Source organism: Acidiluteibacter ferrifornacis (genome assembly GCF_009909615.1).
Taxonomy (GTDB): Bacteria; Bacteroidota; Bacteroidia; order Flavobacteriales_E; family Vicingaceae; genus Acidiluteibacter; species Acidiluteibacter ferrifornacis.
The window spans coordinates 234,737-254,514 of record NZ_WWNE01000005.1 but is presented as its reverse complement, the minus strand read 5'-3'; the positions used below and the strand labels follow the sequence as shown (position 1 = coordinate 254,514).

Here is a 19,778-nt window from a genome sequence, read left to right as displayed (position 1 = left end):
CTACTTCTTAGTTTCTCTAGTCCACATTTCTTCTTCTATATTAGAGCCATTTTTAGTGTAATAAATAGCTCCCCACGAATAAAACGTTTTCTCATAAATGTCGACTTGTGTTCCCGACACTACAATTCTTCTGATAGTAGTGCTGTTGATGTCTCCATCAATTATTTCTTCCGTAACTCCTTGTGCATATTTATTGGCTAATTCAGCATCATTTCTTGGTCGCTTTTCCCCTCTATAATATGACTCTAAGTCCACATCATTGATTCGTTGTTTTTGTCTTTCTGAATTTTCTTCGAACGCCTTTTCTCTAGCTACATGATTATCTCTAAACGCTCCAGACTTTCGCTCCATAGCTTGATTGTATTGAGCTTGTGCCTCTTCTTTAGCTTTCAATAATGCATCTATCTTCTGCTGATTGCTTTCAATAATTTGATTCGCTTCTTTGACATTTGAAGTATTAAAGCTCTCCATATATTCAGCTTGAGCAGTAGGCAAACCTGCAGTAGCAGCTAAGCGCTGTTTAGCATTTTCAGCTCGGTATGCTTGAATTTGCTGATCCAAATCAACTAAAACATCACGAGTTTCACTGATTCTTTTTTCTTGTTCTGCTCGTTTCTTAGCTAATAGCTCTTCGTTAGCAGCCGCTTTCGCTTTTACTATTTCGTAATTATCATTTACGTTATTAATGGTCTTTTCTTCATTGCCTGCAGACATTCCTTCTTGTAAATCGTCCAACTCCATTTGTTTATCCTCCCTAGAACGTTTTGCTGCCATCGTTCTACTCTCTTCACCGTCTTTTAAACCTTCAGCCAAGGAATTCACTTGATCTAAATTTTGGAGGTAACGCTCACTATTAGCTGGCTTATTTTCATTCAGACTAACAGAAATATCTTGTAATCGTCTTAACTCTTCTTGTCGTTGAGCTTCATCTGCCTCTTGTTGTTCTTTTTTCTTTTGAGCCAAAATAGCAGCTTCATCCTCCTTTAATTCTGCCTTTTGACTGTTCTTTTTGGCCCACATTTCGCGATACATCGCTTCAATTTCTGCCTCCGTTTTTCCACTTACGTTAATTTTATTCGCTTCTTGTTGTTGTCGTCTTTTCTCCTGAGCCAATCGAAGTGCTTCTTCTTCTCTTTGTCTTCTTTCAGCATCTAACTGATCTGCAATTAATTTAAGTTGAGTTTCAGGGTAAGACTCTCCGGGTTTCAATCTCAATGCTGCTTGATAATCGCTTTTCGCATTTTGCAAGTCTTTGGCTTTAAATGCTACATCTGCTTTTTTAATGTACTCATTAAAAGCAGCTTCATCTTGAGCAGCTTTCTCCTTAGCAGCCATTTGTCTTTCCTTTGCCAATCGAGCTTCCTCGGCTTTCGCATCGGCTAAGGCTTGTTGCTCTTGAATTTCCTTAATCCTATCTTGAGGAAATTGTTCATTGGGTTTTAAATTTGATGCAAATTGATAAGCTGCAAGAGCTGATTCCATATTCTTGGCATCATAAGCTGCATTCGCTTTATCCAATGCAATTTGGTAATCCTTATCAAGTTTAGCTTTTTCCTTAGCAGCATTTGCTTTCGCCAAGGCCTCGGCCGCTTCCTTCTCTTTCTCCTTTGCCTTTTTATCTGCAATGACTTTCAATTGATCCTTAGGATACTGCTCATCCATTACAGTTAAAGCTTCTTCATATTTCGCTATTGCAGCAGGATAATCTTCTTCAGCAAAAGATTGATCTGCTTTTGCAATAATATTTAAGTAGGTAGCCTTAGTTTCATAGCTCGCTTCCTCTTCTGCCTTTCGCTTTGCTTCAGCAGCTAAATACTCTTCTTGTTTTTGTTTTGCTATTTTAATTTGCTCAACCGGATAGGATTCATTCGGCTTTAATTTTAATGCGGCATTGTATCCCTCTATAGCTCCTGGATAGTCTGCACTGACAAATTTAGAATTAGCTCCTTCTAGCACTTTATTGTATTCAGCATCAAGTTTAGCTTCCTTTTCTTTACTTATTGCTATAGCTTCTTTATCTGCAGCCAATTTGGCAAGACGATTATTAATTTCATCTATTTGTTTTTTGGGATAATCTTCAGACTTTATTTCTAGGGCTTTACCGTAGGCCACTTTCGCCTCTTCTAAACTATTCTTGGCTAACAATTCATCAGCGATAGCAATTTGCTTGTTGTAATTTGCTAGTTCTTCTTCTGCCTTCTTTTTGGCTGCTTCTGCGGCGGCTTTTTCTCCTATTAGAGCATTGATCTCATCAATTTTAGTCTTAGGGTATGCCTCTGAAGGCTTTATAGTTAATGCTTTGTTGTATAAATCAATTGCGGCATCATATTTCTTTGCTTGTATTGCGCCATCAGCTTCTGCAACAACCGCTAGGTATTCTGCTTCCTTTTTAGCAGCCTCTTTCTCATTCATTGCAGCAGCAATAAGATCATCAGCTTCTTTTATTTTATCTTTAGGATATTGTTCGTCCTTTAACTGAAGGGCTGCATTATATTTAACTTTAGCCTCTTCATATTTTTTTGAAGAAAGAGCGGCATCGGCTTCTTTTATTAAGGCTGCGTATTCGGCTTCTTTCTTAGCCGCACTTGCAGCAGCTTCCTTTTCGCTTAAAGCAGCTGCAATAAGACCATCTGCTTCTTTAATTTTATCCTTTGGATATTGCTCATTGGGTTTAATCGCTAATGCAGCATTGTATTTTACTTTAGCTTCCTCATAGTTTTTTGCGTTTAAGTCTGCATCTGCTGCGGCCACTTTCTCTTGATATTCTTTCTCCTTTTTCTCAGCTTCAGCTTTTGCCAATGCTGCAGCTTCAGCATTCGCTGCTAATTTATCTGCTTCAGCTATTTTATCCTTTGGATATTTTTCATCTGGTTTAATGCCTAAGGCTTTGTTGTATGCAGCCTTGGCTGTTACAAAATCACTAACAGCTAGCGCATCATCTCCTTCCTTTAAAGCGGAAGTATAATCCTGTTCTACTTTTTCTAGTGCAGCGATGGCTGTTTGAGCTTCTTTGATCTTATCCGCAGGATATGATTCTTCGGCTTTAATCGCTAATGCTCCTTGATAAGCAGTAACAGCTGCAGCGTAATCTTTAGCTTTCAATGCGGCATCGCCTTTTGCAATAGCGTCTTGATATAGCTTTTCCTGCTCTGCTTCTTTCTCCTTAGCAATACGAATCTCTTCCAATTCCTTTTGTTTTGCAGCTATTTTAGCGTCAGCTTCTGCAATCTTATCTTTTGGATAAGTCTCAGTTGGCTTTAACTTAAGCGCCTCACTATAGGATGCTTTTGCTTCTTCAAAGGTTTCTTTTTCAAAAGCAGCATCCGCCTTTTTAATAGCTTCTGCGTAAGCAGCTTCATTTTTCTCGGCCTCAGCTAGTAACGCTGCAATTTCCTTAATTTTATCCTTAGGGTAAGCTTCATTTGGCTTTAAACCGCTGGCCTTCTCAAATTCAGACTTTGCTGTGGAATAATCTTTTGCTGTCAATGCTTGATCAGCAGCAGCTATTGTTGCCGTATATTCCTGCTCCTTTTTAGCTTGTTCTGCCAAAATAGACTCTACTTCTTTAATTTTATCCTTTGGATATTGCTCAGCAGATTTTAGAGCAATAGCAGCTTCATAACTTTTCTTAGCTACATCATATTTTTTCTCCTTCAAAGCGTTATCTCCAGATGTAATTGCATCTGCATAAGCTTTTTCATTAGCGGCCTCTTTTGCTAAAATGCCTTCAATCTCTTTCAACTTATTCTTTGGATAAGCTTCTTCAGGTTTCAAACTACCCGCTTTCTCAAATGCCGTTTTTGCTGCGGTATAATTTGAAGCTGACAGGGCTTCATCCCCTTCTGCAATTATTTTTTGATATTCTTCATTTTTCTTGTTGAGTTCGGCGAGTATACCGTCAATTACTGCAATTTTATCTTGTGGGTACTTTTCATTTGGCTTTAGTCCTTTAGCCTTTTCATAAGCTAGCTTTGCACCATCGTAATTTTTAGCACTAAGGGCTTTATCTCCTTCTTGAATAGCAGTAGTATACTCTTGCTCCTTTTTAGCATTTTCGGCTAAAATACCTTCAATTTCAGTTATTTTACCTTTAGGGTAGGCTTCTTGTGGTTTTATTCCTATTGCCTTTTCATAATTGGTTTTTGCTGTCGCATAATCTAAGTCCTTAAATGCCTTATCTGCAACAGCTATTGCATCCGTATACTCCTTTTCTTTTGCTTGTTGCTTCGACAAATAATCCTCTATTTCTTTGATTTTGTTCTTTGGGTATTCTTCAGTCGGCTTTATTCCAGAAGCCTCAGAATAAGCAGCTTTAGCTAATTCATACTGATTCGCCTTTAAAGCATCATCCGCTTTTTGGATAGCTGCTAGATAACTTTGTTCTAATTTCGCTTGCGCAGCCATTAAGCCTTCTATTTCTTTCAACTTGTCTTGCGGCAGTTGTTCTTTAGGTTTTATACTCTGTGCCTTTTGAAAAGCAGCCTTTGCAGCAGTTAAATCCTTGCTGGCTATGGCTTTATTTCCTGTCTCCACAGCAGCAGCATATTCTTTATCCTTAGCAGCAGCCTTTTCCAATACATCATTAATTTCGGCTATTTTGTTTTTGGGATAGGACTCCGATGGCTTTAACTCCGCAGCTTTTTGAAATGCAGTTTTAGCTTGCTCTAAATTATTTACGATTAACGCCTTATCACCCTCATTAATAGCAGCTAAATATTCTTGCTCTGTTTTAGCTTGATTCGCTAATAATCCTTGGATCTCTTTTATTTTAGCTTCTGGTTCTGATTCAGAAGGCTTTAAACTTTTCGCAGTTTGATATTCCCCTATTGCTCGCTGATAATCCTTTGCTGTGTATGCCTTATTCGCAGCTTCCATAGCTGCGTTATATTTGGCATCAGACTGTTCTTCTTTAATTAGTTTGGACTGAATTTCACCCAACTGAAAGGATGGGTGTAATTCGTCGGGTTTTGCTTTTTGAGCTATTAAATACTCTGCTTTTGCCTCCTTCCATTGTTCTGCTGCAAAAAATTTATCTGCCTTTTTTACAGCAGCATCATACGTTTTTTGAGCATTGGCGGCATTGGCAGCCTCAGCAGCTTTCTTAGCTTCATATTCTTTTTGAAGTTTGTCTAACTCTGCTTTTACTTTTCGAGTGTGATCTAAATCCACATCAAAATTGGAAATGCTCGGATTGTATCGAATAATTCCAATCGGTTGATCTAATATTTTAATATCTAAATCCGGAATTTTTTGAAAAATATCGACTTCGGCTGGAAAGAAAAAATCCTGACCTCCATCTTCTGGTGGAACATTTCTAGTATCTAAATTTAATTTCTTAGTAATCATCCCCATGGAAGAAAATGTTACCATGTAATTGGCCCCTGCATCCAGGGTTAAAGTAGCTTTTCCTTTGGCATCAGTATTTACAGTTTCCACCTTTGTCCCATTCTTATACACCGTTACAGATGCATTAGGAAGTTTCCTGCCGTCTTCTGTTACAACGGCCTCTAACACCATTTTCCAATCTTGGGCATAAAGTGTTTGACTTGAAATAAAAAGAAATAGGGAAAATATAGTGAGTTTTAAAGCTTTGTTCATATCCTTAAAATGCGCTTTCAATCAAATTATTGTGTAATAACAAATATCGTAATTCAAAATTGATTATCCCTATGATTTATCACTTTTGATAAGGTTTTTTAACCCATTGATATTAAGAAATTAAACTACTATATCGGTAAGTTGATTGCATTAGGGAACCATCGTCCAATTCAAATTCATAATCTTTTGTCCAACTTTCAGCCATTTCAAAGTGTACAGGATTTTTAAAGATTGGACCGTCAAAACAAAAAGAGTGATACTCCCCATTTTCACCACAAACATCAACATGATCAGGAAGTTCTTCAAAAAATTCTTCGTTAAGTAATCGATTAATAAACCGTTCTCCCAAAAGGTCTTCATTGACACAGCAAGTCAATGTTTTAAACTCAAATTTCAGAAACAAATCAATCAACTCATGAGGATCCTTACTCCACAAAGGAAAGATTGCATCCATTCCAACTTCATTGAGTTTATTCGTCCGATATTCTTTTAAATTTTCTAGAAAAATATCTCCAAATGCAACTCCTTCTACCCCTTCAGATTTTAGTTCCAACAGTGTTGCGCGCATTGCATTTTCGAAGGATTTATTGTCATTGTCTTTAACATGGACTTCTTTTAACGGGAGTCCAATCTGTTGTGCCTGCTTTTGAATCAATTGAGAAGGAACAGCATGCATATTGAGCTTTCCGTTTGCATTAAAATTCGAGATTAAACAAACCACCTCGTACCAATCGTCGTTTAACAAAAAGTAAAGCGCCAATGCAGAATCTTTGCCTCCACTCCAAGAAAATGCAATTCGTTTTTTCATGGTGTAAAAATAAATCCTGTTGGTATTATTCCAGCTTGAAATGTGGCAATTTCATTCCCTTCTAAATCAAATCTATACACCTTTCCTCGCTGTTGATAATCAATTGCATCAGCTACATACAACTCACTAGACGAGGGGTGAAATCCCATTCCATAAAACAAACGACCTTTCTTTTCGATAAAAGGTTGACTGGGCAAACTTTTATCAGTGATAGACATCCGAAAAATTCCGTCATTAAAATAAAAAAGATGGTCTTTCTCTTCGTTAATTAACAAGTTGGAAGGGTATTGATTGATGTTATCAAAATTAACAACTTGAATAACATCACCTGAAGTATTTATTTGATATAAGCGAGGAATCATTTCATCAAAACCTCCATTGCATAACACCCATAAATTATTGTTTTTATCTTTAACCATTGAGCCCGGTTGACGAATCAACTGCGTTCTTTTAATTATGGAATCAGTTTGGAGATTCAATACGAGAAGTTGATTATTGGTCAAGTCACACACATAAGCAGAATCTTCTATTCTAACCATTTGTTCCGTCCAACCATTGGTGGGGATTGTTTTTTCTACTACTCGATCTTTAAGATTAATCACAGAAATAGCATTCGCATATAAATCAGAAACATATGCTTTACTTTCATTAATTGGCAAAATATACCTTGGAGAGGTTAATCCTTGGATACTTCCAATCGACTTAAAATCAGACAAATTTACCACTTCAATTTTCTGAGAGTTGTTCACAACTATGTATCCTTTATCTCCTATTATTTGCATGGATTGAACTACATCACCAATTGGTCTGTTCTGATTATTTGATTTAAAAACGTGGTCGTAAAGTTTATTGTTTGAGCTATTGTACCAATCAATTGACGCATTTCCTGAACCAAAGTTGCCTTCATTCAAAATAATTACATCCACTCCACTTTCATTACTCAAAGGAGTTATTTTCTTATCCTCTTCGGTCTTACAAGAAAACAGTAGAACTATTATCAGCCAAAGTAGTATTGATTTATAGCGCATCATTTTAATAATTGATAGTTAATTGTGATTCCATAATTTCTACCGGGCATTGGTCGCCATTGAATAGCTTGATAATTGCTATTAAAAACGTTATTTATTTCAGCCATAATTACCAAACGTTGTTTTCTAACAGTAAGTTGCTTTTGAAATTGTAAATTATGTAGAGTGTAAAAAGGAAGATAATCGCTATTATCTGTTGTTGTATACCTTTCAGCATTATAATTCATTTGATAAATTAACGACCATGTTTTCCACTCAAAAGAGGAACGAAAATTAAATGAGTGAGCAGGTACATAAATCAATTGTTTATTTACAGAAGCATCATTGACTTGCTTTACCTGCTTATTCACTGAGGAAGTATATCCGTACTGAGCTATAGTTCTGCTTTTTAACTTCCCCCAATTTAGATACATTCCTATATTTAGCTCTCCTCCTTTACTTTCTACTTCCTCTATATTTCTTGACCTCCAATAACCAAAAGCTGAGGGTTCCCACAATATGTAATCTTGGATATTCAAATAAAAGAGATTGGCATTAACATCGAACTGAGCCGATTTTGAAAGTTTTAATTCTGAATTCACAATTCCTAATTCTAAACCATTACTACGTTCTACCTTCAAATCTTCATTTCCACCGGGCTGCCAATATAAATCGTTTAAGTTTGGATATTTAGCGTTTTTTGATGCATTCAATCGCAAAAGCCAATTACTTTCTTCAAACAATTGGTAAGAAATTCCAAATGCTGGTAATATCAATGCAGGCTGATTACTTACTACCTCTACTCTATTGATTAAAGATAATATAACTCTTGAGGAAGGAGAATAAGAATAATTTAAATAGAAAGCCTTTCTTGAAAGCTCTTCATCTTGTGGATAGGCTTTATTCTCAGCTACATCATAATCATAGTGTAATTTAGATTTAAAGCTATGCTTTGTAGAAGGCTGAAAAACAAAAGTAGCTACATTTTTAACCCCTCTAAAAGCTGTTGATGTTTGGGTTTGCAACAATTGATTTTCATAATCCAACTGGTCTCCGAAAAGACTACTTTTTATACTCAGCTGCCAAAAGTCACTATTAAAAATATAGCCTAAAGAAAAACGATTAGAATAATCATTTTGCGTTTCTCGGTTATTGTTTATCAACATTATGGAAGGAATCTCTCGCTTAGAAATTAAGGAGGAGAATTGTGCTGACACCTCACTCCTTTTGGATAAAAGATAAAACAACTCTCCCATGACTCCAGTTTGCTGTGTTGCAGCATTTTCCAACTCTTCTTCTGGAAAACCCTCTTTACCTTTGTTGACATAGGAATAATTATTCTCCCCGAATTTATAAAAACTCCTTAAATGTACTTGCAACTTTTCGCGCCCACCTTTTACAATGAAAGATGTTCCACTATTTCCAAAACTGGCTATTCGTTGCTGAGCAGAAATAGATAATCGATTGGAATAATCTACTTCATTTTTCAAATTGATACTTCCTCCTAAACTTCCAGCATTCTTATCTAAACTAGCTCCTCCAAAATCAATTTCCACTCCATCGAAAAAGGCAAGTGGAATTAATGAAAAATCCACTTGTCCATTCATTGAAGAATTAATAGGAATATCGTTCCACAACAACATGGTATGAGCAGCAGAAGTTCCTCTAAATGAAACAGAAGAAAGTCCGTTACTCCCATATGATTTTACAAAAATGGTCGAGTGCTCATTGAGCACATCCGCCAAATTTCCGCTGCTTTTCTCGCTCAGTTCAAGAGAATCAACTTCTAATGATTTGAAAGCTGATTCAGGAGTTACAATTTGAGGTGAATTATAAATTTTCACCTCTTTAATTTTAACGGTATCTTTTACTCCAAATTGAGCAATAGCAGGATGAATTCCCCACAACAAAAAAGCTGTTATGATGAATATTAGCCTCACTACTTTTTGACAATTTTAATCACTCTTAACTGTTGATTTTCAATAATTTTTAAAAAATAGAAACCTGACTCAAGTTCATTAACCGCTATCCTATTTTGAGTAGTACCATTTTTAATTATTTTCCCCGAGGCATTACTCAATTGAAAGTCTACCTTCTGAATAACACCTAAAAGATTTATTTCATCTTCAACAGGATTAGGAAAAACCTTTATGGTGGAAAGCGAATTCTCTCTTATTGAAGTAATCGAAGAGTGAATAACCCCTACGGCATCTAAATCAAACCCCGAAGATGCAAACGGTGTAGGATATGGATCTTGTATCGCTCTTCCAGCAGTATCGTAGGTCGCAAAGTTTTCATTGAGCGCACCTACGACATCAACTATTCGAATATGAGTTATTTGACCCTTATTCAATAAAGGTGAATTCGGGATTTCTTGCAAGTCAAAAGGAGTACCGTAGTTTGCTACATACTTTCCTGCCAAATTATTGATATTGGTAGGATCTACTGCTCCAAATCCGCCAATAGGCTGAGTAGTATCCGTCAATGAATGAGCAGGAAATCTAAAGTAGTTCTGCCCATCTGAGCTCACATCGACAAATGCCAACTCTAAAAATGTTGGTGAAAAAGAGTTTTCAAAAACTGCAAAATCAGGACCTGGACCGTCGTAAATGGGATAATCAAATTGTAGGATAGCTTTTCCACCATCTCCTAAACTAACAACACCATTTAATCCTGCCTTTCCTATAGCAGAAGAAACAGTTCCAACCGTTGCATATCCCGAAGAAGCGTCTGCAGTATCTTGCAATCCTCTTTGCACAAGGCATTGACTTGCCCAACCAATGAATGCAGAAGAATCTTTATGCATCGCGCTGCTGCCCGCCAAGCCAGCTCGATCTGCATAAGGACCTTGTGCTAAAAGCACCGTTGAACTCATCAATAAAATTATATTGAATAAATACTTCATTAGTTCTTGATTATCTTCTGAACAGTATAGTTTTTACCAGACAATGCCATCAATAAGTATGCGCCTGATGGGTAAGAAGTCAAATCTAATTTTAAATCAAATGAACTTGTTTTTACACCATCATATACTACTTTGCCATTCAAATCAACTATTCTAATTTGAACAGACGCTTCGTTGTTTTTAGAAGAAATAGTTAAATAATCAGTTGTTGGGTTGGGGTAAACGCTCACATTCAATTGACTTGCAACTTCTTCACTTATAGAAGTCACTTGATTATAATACATTCCGATTACTTCAGGAGAGTAACCAACAATCATAGTGTCTATTAGTACACCATTTCTATTAAATATTTTACCCTCAGTAAAGCTAAAAAAGTCACTTGCAGTCGCGTAAAACATATTATTCAACGTATCGTAAGTAAAAGCATAAGAATCATAATCTACTACATTGGTGTCAATTATTGTTCTATTTAATAAATTATATGCCGCGATTCTATTATTCATTTCTAAAAACAAAGTATCATGAAATATCGTTTGTTTTGACGCATGCGCTGAGATATCAAAGCCAATTGAGTCAGTTGAAGTAAATGGAAAAAAATAATTGTAGTAAGAAAGTGTATTGGAAACTGAATTAATCGCAACTAATCCATTCCCGCTCGGATCTTGAATCAAGTATCCCAAATCCTCACCATTATTATTGAATTGAATGTCGTTAATATAGTCCATTGTATTTAAATTGACTACCGCTAAATACCCTGCCGAATCTGTATATCCGATTGTTGAATAATTCTGTGCTACAAATAATGTAGTATCATAAATCAACATACTTGAAACTCCTTTTGTAATCTGAGGAACAGAATCTACTAAAGTCAAAGTAGTCTTATCGTAGATATACAAATTGTTACTTGTTTGACCATACCAGTTTCCTGCTAACAAATAGTTGTTATAAACTGCTATACTTTTAGTACTCAAGCCAGCAAATTGAGTGGCTGCAACTCTTTTGTCAGTCGTTAAATCATAAGCTACTATAGAATCTTGGGCAGCCACGTAAGCGGTATTCCCATCAATTAAAAGCTCTTGTACTGATTGAGTTTGAATGGTATCAATAGTGGTATACACTTTTGTAGCAACATCATAAGTTACCACATTTACATTACTAGAGTTGTTGCCATATTGGCCTCCATTTACAAGGATCACTTTCTGCGCAGATGCAGAATTCACAGCTACAGCTGCTACAAAAATTAGTAAAAGTTTCTTCATCGGTTTAAATTAATTTGATGATTAATAAATAATTAAACCGGGAAAATGAAAAGAAAGATTATCCAATGGACGGACAAATAACCTATACTTCACTTTTATCCCGAAAGCATTATAAGTTATAGGCAGGTCTTCTGACTCACTTCCTCTTTTAGCGGCCTTCCCATCCGCTAAATTCCGGACAGTGGCAAAGGGTTGTAAAAGAGTTATTGAAGCTTACAGCTGCGGGAACAGTCTCGGATTCTCACCGAATTCCCTTTTAATTCCGACCCCATGGGGATCAAAAACCAATAACGCGGCAAAGGTAAAATAAATAATGATTGTTGAACAATAGTGGAATGAAAGTTTGATAGATATTTTACAAAAAATTGATTTATAGCAACTTTAATTTATTACTAATTACTTTGTCTACAGGAAAAGTAAATTCTTCCTCAGACATTTTGGATATTTCTATCCATCTAAAAGATTGCGCTTCTTCTACCTGATCAAAATCAAATCGTTCTTGTGCAATCATTGGCAACCGTCCTGAATACTCCTCTATTAAATAGTAAATAGATAATAATTGCTCTTTCTTACTAAAAGCAGAATCTTGAAAATTCTCGTTGATATAAAATAAAGATGCTTTGAGTACATCTATCTCCATTTCTTCATAAAACTCTCGTTTTAAAGCATCCAATACCCCTTCCCCAAACTCTAATCCTCCACCAGGAAACTTTGTAAACGCTCGCCCGAAACGAAACTCATCTGAAACTAAAACTCGCTGACGGTCATTGGAAAACAAAACACCATAAATTCGCACATTAAACCGACTTATTCCAGATTTTTGATCCATTAAGTAAATGTAAGCACCGTTGATGGACAATAAAAACAGTTCAAGGAAAGTTTTTACATCAAATAAATTAAATTGTACGTTCCCCGATTTTACTACTTTTGCCCTCGATGTTAAAGAAACTCATTCTCCTTTTTATTTGCTTTAGTTCAGTGTTATTGGCTAAAGCTCAATTCGCTGAAATTTACGGTACCATTACTGATGAAAAAGGAGATGCGGTTTTTGCAGCAAATATTTCTGTAAAAGGTGAGTCGGGTGGTACAACCACCGACTTAAAAGGAAATTACTCTTTATCGGTTTCAGCCAATAAAAACCTAACCATTATAATTTCTCATATTAGTTATTCCATTAATACCATTACTGTCAATTTAAAGGAAGGCGAAAAAAAGGAAATTAATACCTCCATTGAGGCAAAAGCATATGAGATTAATGAAGTGGGTGTAGAAGAAGAACGAAACCGCACATCTACCATGCAGCGAATTGATCCTAAGAATGTCAATCTCATTCCAAACCCTTCAGGAAATTTTGAATCCCTACTAAAGACACTTCCAGGAGTAACTTCAAACAATGAATTAAGCAGTCAATATTCTGTTAGAGGTGGAAATTTTGATGAAAACTTAATTTATGTCAATGATGTACAAATTTATCGGCCATTTCTAGTAAGATCAGGACAACAGGAAGGATTGAGTTTTATCAATTCTGACATGGTTTCAGAAATAGAATTTTCAGCCGGTGGATTTGATGCCAAATACGGTGATAAATATTCTTCCGTATTAGATATTAAATACAAGGAGCCAACTGAGTTTGCAGGTTCTGTTAGCGGAAGTTTACAAGGAGCTAGCATGCACTTAGAAGGGTCTCCTGGTGATCACCGATTGACCTACTTAGCTGGCGTTCGATACCGCACCAACAGGTACGTATTAGGAAGTTTAGATACTGATGGTCAATACCGTCCTAACTTTTTTGATGCACAAACATACATTACATATGACATTTCAGAAAAGTGGGAAATAGGATTTTTAGGCAATATTTCTCGCAATCAATATAACTTTATTCCTCAAACTAGAACAACCGAGTTTGGCAGAGTTAACGAAGCATTGCGGTTGACCGTTTACTTTGAGGGACAAGAGTTAAACGGTTACGAAACTTATTTTGGAGCCTTCACCAATGAATATAAACCAAATTCCAACACTAGTTTAAAATTAATTACGTCGGCCTACAAAGCCTATGAGGATGAAACTTTTGATGTTTTAGGAGAATACTATATTGATGAATTGGATAGAGATCTTGGCAGCGAAAATTTTGGCGATGTTGCTTTCAATAGAGGAGTTGGTGGATTTAGAAACCATGCTCGAAACATGTTGGAAGTAAGCGTTGTGAATGTAGAGCATAAAGGTAAAATATTTGAAAATAATGGAGCGTGGGAATGGGGAGTGAAACTTCAACGCGAAATGATAAAGGATAAATTAAGTGAATGGACCATGATTGATTCTGCTGGCTATTCTCTCCCCCACCCTAAAGATTATATTGGATATGATTCCACTTTGATACCAATAATCAGAGAACAGCAGTTGGAGTTGAGTAACGTCTACAAAGCTAAAAATAGTATCAATTCTAATCGAGTGACGGGATATGTTCAAAGAAGCTGGTTTTTTCGATTAAAAGACACTACTGAAATTACCTTTACAACAGGGATTAGAAGTAATTATTGGACGTTTAATAACGACAACATCATTAGTCCAAGAGCTAGCTTTTCGGTTAAACCCAATTGGGATAGAGACTTCTTATTCAGATTGTCAGGAGGTTACTACTATCAAGCTCCTTTTTATCGAGAGTTAAGAAACTTTGAAGGAGAGTTAAATGAGAATATTAAATCCCAAAAATCCATACAATTGGTTGGTGCTGTGGATTATAACTTTAAAGCGTGGGATCGACCATTTAAATGGACTACGGAAGTGTATTACAAACACATGACGAACGTAATACCCTACGAAATTGACAATGTAAGAATCCGATATTATGCTGAAAACAATGCCAATGCTTATGCCACAGGATTGGATATGAAAGTAAATGGAGAGTTTGTGAAAGGAGTTGAATCATGGGCTACCATTGGATTTATGAAGACAGAAGAAGATATTTTAGATGATTTTTACGTTGATTATTTCAATAGCGATGGTGAAAAAATAATTGCGGGTTATACTTTTAACAGTGTTCCTGTTGATAGTATTCGACATGAACCAGGTTACATTCCCCGACCTACAGACCATCGTTTTAATTTTAGTCTATTCTTTCAAGATTATTTGCCAAAGAATCCAACCCTAAAAGCGAATTTAACCTTCCATTACGCTACAGGTTTACCATTTGGACCTCCCTCTAATGAGCGCTATAAGGACACCTTAAGAATTCCGGCTTATTTAAGAGTAGATATTGGTTTTTCAAAAATGTTGAAATCAGAAAAGCGTGTACTTTCAGAAAAAAATCCATTTAGACACTTTAAGAGCATTTGGTTAAGCGCAGAAGTATTTAACCTATTGCAGCGTAATAATACGATTTCCTACCTATGGGTAACCGATGTTAGCAACCAACAATATGCTGTCCCTAATTATTTAACTTCTAGACAACTGAACATTAGACTTCAGTTTAATTTTTAGAAAATAAAAATCAATTATTTAATTATCAGTCTATTCGTTATATCTGTCGTATTTTTACAAAAAAAGTGCAGAAAGATAATTTAAAAGACTTGCGTGTTGTCGTAGCTGTCTTAATCCCTCCGCCTGCGTCGATTTAAAAATGTCAAAATTACCGAAGGAAAATCAATTTCTTGATTTATCCGATTATGGAAGACCTGCTGCCAAATGGATAGCCAGTAGTCTACAAGACACTAAGTTTACTGCAATACACCTTACTGTAGCATTTATATTTTCAGGCTTAATAGCCATTGGTTGCCTATTGAATGCATATTATTGGGCAGCAGCATTTTTCTTAGTCTTAAAATCTATATTAGATGCTGCAGATGGAGAACTAGCTCGTGTTAAGAATCAACCGTCTTATGTCGGTAGATACCTAGACTCTGTATCCGATATTATACTGAATTTCTTACTATTACTTTCAATTCAGTACATTTCTACAGCTTCACTTCTACAAATGATACTTGCCTTCGTAGGATTACAACTTCAAGGGACGTTATACAATTACTATTATGTAATACTTCGAAATAAGCATAACGGAGATACTACGAGTAGAGTTTTTGAAAAAAGAGCGCCCAAAGCACTAAAAGGGGAACATCAAAAAAATGTAAACCTACTTTTTAAACTCTATCAGCTTTTCTATTCTTTATTTGATCGATCGATTTACCAATTAGACAAAACCGCTTGTAAAGATCAATTTATACCAAAATGGCTTATGACAGCTGTTTCAACCTTTGGATTAGGATTTCAATTGTTATTGATGGGGATTATGCTTTCTTTCGATTTAGCAGACTATATTATTCCGTTTTTTATATACTACTCTGCTTTTATATTGATCTTTATAGGAATCCGTAAAACCTTGAATTAATTCTCTTCATTCGTTTCAGTCATCCTCATTATCACAGGATTGGCATACATTTTCAGGTATAGCTCTTTTAGTTTGTCTGGATTTCCTTCCACCGAGGCTACTCTTTGGGTCATCACCTTTTCAAAAGTGGCCTTTTCTTCCGCTGAATATTCATTCTCCCAACGTTGATTTCCTATAAGCAAATCGCAAGCTATATAATTGGTGGGCCATAATTTAAAAGTGTGATAAATTTCATGGTCTGCAAGAGAAACCACCTGACTTACAAATTTCTCTCCATTGACGTTCTTCAAGTTCTCACTAAAATCATTTAGTGGTCTGCCAAAATGCAAATGAATTCGACCTTTCTTCCCCTCTATCCCTTTCATCATACTCATTAAATCCTCCATTGGTGATTTAACATATTCACGATCTTCACTCTTCGCTAACAATTCTGGCAAGAGCATCGCATCACAGGGATTGTATTCATAAGAAATAGAAACAGGAACAATATTCAATGATCTTAAATGATTTACAGGATCTTTACGCCCTGCAATAGATAACATTTTAATTAACCCAGGTTGTGTTTTATCTATCCCATCTTTAGTTCTACCCTCTCTTTGTGCAATCCATACACTTTCATTGTCTGTTTTGATTGAATGAGCGATATAACTAGATAATTGCATAGAAGCCAAAACTTTATCTTTCCCTTGTCGACCTCTTTTAACGATAAAACTTTTATTCAATCGAACTAAATCATTTATCCAAGGTTCTTTAACTAAATTATCTCCAATGGCAATTCTAGCTGTTTCATATTCATTATCGTTTAAAACCAAATTCATTAACGCTGAATCTAAAACGATATCTCTATGTGTTGATAAGAACAAATAAGCTTTATCTTTCTCTATATTTTCTAATCCTGAAAAAGTGAAAGAATCGGAAGTTTTTTGGATTACAAACCCAAGCATTTTAGTAATCAATCCACTTTGAAATTCTTTAACCGTTTCAATGCGTTTTAATTGTTCCTCTACTTTCTCGAATGGAATCATCCCCTGAAAAGCATATTCCACCATTCCTCGAAATTCTTTTACTGCTAGTAACCGGCCGATACCTTCTTTTACTTCACTGTCGTGCAGCGGTCTAATGTCTTCGAATTCCATTTTCTCAACTTCCATCATCAATCTAATTTAGCTTCAATTATTTGCTAATAAATAGCTTAACTTTGCTTTAAAAAAACGATAAAGATACCAATAGCTATGAAAATAAGGGAAAAAAAGTCTGTATTTAAAGGTTTTTATGAACTCTTTAGCGTGAAGTTGGAAGAAGAATATAGTGGTAAAATTATTGACCGAGAACAGTTTAATCTATTTGATTCTGTAGCAGCTTTGGTTTGGGATACACAATTACAGAAAGTCATCTTGGTGAAGCAATTTAGAGTAGGTGCTGAAAAAGCACTAATAGAAATTCCTGCAGGTAAGAGAGATGTAGAAGGTGAATCTGCTAGCACTACCGCCATTCGGGAAATAGAGGAGGAAATAGGCTACCAAACTGACTCAATCAAAGAAATAGCGAAGTTTTTTACAACTCCTGGTCCCGTTACCGAGCGCATGACCTTGTTTTATGCCGAAGTGAGTCACCAGAGTGGATCTGGAGGCGGGGTTAAAGATGAACATGAAAACATCGAATTAATTAAAATGGATGCTACCACCTTTTTACAAACTACCTTTGAAGATGCCAAAACCATTATTGCGCAACAATGGTTTCAAATTCATCATCAAAATTAGTGTTCAACTGGGTTCTAATTTGTAATTTCGACCTTTGATGAAATTTGTATACCCCGATTTCCTTTACGCCCTAATCGCCATTGCGATTCCTATCATCATTCATCTATTTAATTTTAGAAGATACAAGACGATCTATTTCACCAACGTTCGTTTTCTGAAGGACATCAAAGAAGAAACACAATCTGCTAATAAACTAAAACACTTATTGGTATTAATAAGTAGAATTTTAGCCATTACATTTCTAGTTTTTGCCTTTGCACAACCTATTCTACCTTCTGGTGATTCTGCTCCTAAAGTTGGAAATTCATTGATTGGAATTTATCTAGACAATTCATTCAGTATGCAAGCCGAAAATAATAACGGTCAACTACTTGATTTAGCAAAGAATAAAACCTTAAGCATTTTAGAGGCATATCGACCTGATGATCAATTTGTTTTATTGACCAATGATTTTGAAGGCAAACATCAAAGAGCGGTCAATAAGGAACAATTCATCGAATTGATTCAAACTGTTACTTTAAGTCCGGCGACTAAAACCATTGCTGAAGTAGAAAAGCGCCTCAAGGACATTATGGTTTCTAATGAAGCACCAAACAAACAGTGTTATTTGATTTCCGATTTTCAAAAGAAGACCTCTAAAATTGAAGACATTAAGTTAGATACGGTTATTCCACTGAACTTTGTACCATTAGAAGCTACTACCTTATCTAACTTGTATATTGACAGCTGCTGGTTCTACAGCCCTTATCGACAAGCGAATGGCATGGAAAAAATTGTCGTTAAAATTACCAATGCTTCAGGCAAAAGTTATGAAAACATACCTATCCGACTAGAAATTAATGGAAAAACTAAAACACCAGGCAGTTTTAATATTGGCCCCAATGAGAGTACAACTGATACTTTAAGCTTTACGAATGCTGAAAAAGGTATACAAATGGCAAAAATCAGTATCAAAGATTACCCCATAACTTTCGATGATGAGTTCTATTTTAATTATATGCTCAAAGACAACATTAGTATAATGGTTATTAATGAAAAAGAAGAGAATAAATCTTTGAAAGCACTTTTTGGTAACGATGCATTTTTCACTTTAACACAATCACCGAAAGATCAAGTAAATTATTCCGACTTCAATACTCAACAATTAATCATTGTGAATGGACTGTCTTCCTACTCGAGTGGATTAGTTCAGGAACTAAAAAAATTTGTAAGCAATGGTGGAAGTTTATTTATTTCAAGTTCTACTGCAGAACAATCGTCCATTTCAAATAGTTTGAATGCCTTATCGGTTTCTTATGGAAAATTAATTTCTGCTCCTTCTAAAGTGGATTATATTAATACGGATGCACCTATATATCAGAACGTATTTGAGAACGTTCCAAAAAATTTAAACTTACCAGTGGTAGAGAAGTATATTGAAATAAAATCAATAGGAGAAGTACTTTTAAGATTTCAGAATAGAAAGCCATTTTTAATTCATTCCAATTTTGATAAAGGAAACATCTACACCCTAGCAACAGAGCTTTCAACATCTGCAAGTAATTTTACGGAGCACGCTATTTTTGTTCCTACTTTATACAACATTGCGCTTCGAAGTCAACGCTCCACTCCACTATTTTACTTTTTAAATTCTAACAATAAAATAGAAGTAGGAAATTATCGTCAAAGCGAACAGCCGTTAACTATTAGAGGAACTTCAACAGACTTTATACCTGAACAGCGTAACTTAAATGGTGAAACTGTATTATTTACCCATGGACAAATTGGAAAAGCGGGCAATTTTAATATTTATCATGCTGAAGATTTAATAAATGGAGTAAGCTTCAATTATGACCGAAGAGAATCTTCTATGGAGTTTTTCAATTCGGAAGAGTTAAGGTCTTCCTTAGATCAAAATGGGATGAATCAATATGCAATTTTATCTTCGAATAACGAACTTTTGAGTCAAGAAATAACTGAAAACACCCAAGGATTTTCTTTGTGGAAGTATTGCATCATTTTATGTTTGCTATTCTTAGGGTTTGAAGTAATTTTGTTGAGACTTTATCATTAAAAAACCA

The 19,778-nt window shown here is 35.5% G+C and carries 12 protein-coding genes and 1 riboswitch; of the genes, 4 read left to right on the top strand and 8 right to left on the bottom strand.

What is annotated here, in order from left to right:
* From GQN54_RS05390 to GQN54_RS05360, 7 genes are all read right to left on the bottom strand, one after another.
* A complete protein-coding gene (locus GQN54_RS05390) occupies window positions 1–5,598 on the bottom strand; it encodes a hypothetical protein (protein ID WP_160632493.1) in 5,598 nt (1,865 codons plus the stop codon).
* Between the two features lie 112 nt (window positions 5,599–5,710).
* Complete coding sequence (locus GQN54_RS05385; RefSeq protein WP_160632492.1) at window positions 5,711–6,406, bottom strand: Dph6-related ATP pyrophosphatase; 696 nt, start codon at window positions 6,404–6,406, stop codon at window positions 5,711–5,713.
* A complete protein-coding gene (locus GQN54_RS05380; RefSeq protein ID WP_160632491.1) occupies window positions 6,403–7,437 on the bottom strand; it encodes a DUF5074 domain-containing protein in 1,035 nt (344 codons plus the stop codon). Before GQN54_RS05380 ends, GQN54_RS05385 begins: the two co-directional genes overlap by 4 nt.
* Window positions 7,434–9,353 carry a TonB-dependent receptor plug domain-containing protein gene (locus tag GQN54_RS05375; protein ID WP_160632490.1) on the bottom strand — a complete coding sequence of 640 codons (1,920 nt, stop codon included), beginning with the start codon at window positions 9,351–9,353 and terminating at the stop codon, window positions 7,434–7,436. Before GQN54_RS05375 ends, GQN54_RS05380 begins: the two co-directional genes overlap by 4 nt.
* Entirely contained in the window at window positions 9,353–10,318 is a 966-nt protein-coding gene (locus tag GQN54_RS05370; RefSeq protein WP_160632489.1) for a T9SS type A sorting domain-containing protein, read from the bottom strand. Before GQN54_RS05370 ends, GQN54_RS05375 begins: the two co-directional genes overlap by 1 nt.
* Window positions 10,318–11,577: a T9SS type A sorting domain-containing protein gene (locus GQN54_RS05365; RefSeq protein WP_160632488.1), complete on the bottom strand. Its 1,260-nt coding sequence runs from the start codon at window positions 11,575–11,577 to the stop codon at window positions 10,318–10,320. Before GQN54_RS05365 ends, GQN54_RS05370 begins: the two co-directional genes overlap by 1 nt.
* A 104-nt stretch (window positions 11,578–11,681) precedes the next feature.
* Window positions 11,682–11,881: riboswitch (cobalamin riboswitch) on the bottom strand.
* 66 nt (window positions 11,882–11,947) lie between these two features.
* On the bottom strand, window positions 11,948–12,406 hold the full coding sequence (locus tag GQN54_RS05360; RefSeq protein WP_160632487.1) for an NUDIX domain-containing protein: 459 nt from the start codon (window positions 12,404–12,406) through the stop codon (window positions 11,948–11,950).
* A gap of 107 nt (window positions 12,407–12,513) precedes the next feature.
* On the opposite strand from GQN54_RS05360, the gene GQN54_RS05355 reads away from it, so the two are divergent.
* A complete protein-coding gene (locus tag GQN54_RS05355) occupies window positions 12,514–15,054 on the top strand; it encodes a TonB-dependent receptor (protein ID WP_160632486.1) in 2,541 nt (846 codons plus the stop codon).
* A gap of 139 nt (window positions 15,055–15,193) precedes the next feature.
* Entirely contained in the window at window positions 15,194–15,958 is a 765-nt protein-coding gene (locus GQN54_RS05350; protein ID WP_160632485.1) for a CDP-alcohol phosphatidyltransferase family protein, read from the top strand.
* On the opposite strand, the gene GQN54_RS05345 is transcribed toward GQN54_RS05350, so the two are convergent.
* Window positions 15,955–17,112 (bottom strand): 1-acyl-sn-glycerol-3-phosphate acyltransferase, encoded by a 1,158-nt coding sequence (locus tag GQN54_RS05345; protein WP_160632484.1) that lies wholly within the window; start codon window positions 17,110–17,112, stop codon window positions 15,955–15,957. The genes GQN54_RS05350 and GQN54_RS05345 overlap by 4 nt on opposite strands.
* A 78-nt stretch (window positions 17,113–17,190) precedes the next feature.
* Here GQN54_RS05345 and GQN54_RS05340 point away from each other — a divergent pair, with 78 nt between their 5' ends.
* Together GQN54_RS05340 and GQN54_RS05335 are read left to right on the top strand one after the other, a co-directional pair.
* On the top strand, window positions 17,191–17,718 hold the full coding sequence (locus GQN54_RS05340; RefSeq protein ID WP_160632483.1) for an NUDIX domain-containing protein: 528 nt from the start codon (window positions 17,191–17,193) through the stop codon (window positions 17,716–17,718).
* A 37-nt stretch (window positions 17,719–17,755) separates the two neighbouring features.
* A complete protein-coding gene (locus GQN54_RS05335; protein ID WP_160632482.1) occupies window positions 17,756–19,771 on the top strand; it encodes a BatA domain-containing protein in 2,016 nt (671 codons plus the stop codon).
* Window positions 19,772–19,778: the final 7 nt, after the last annotated feature.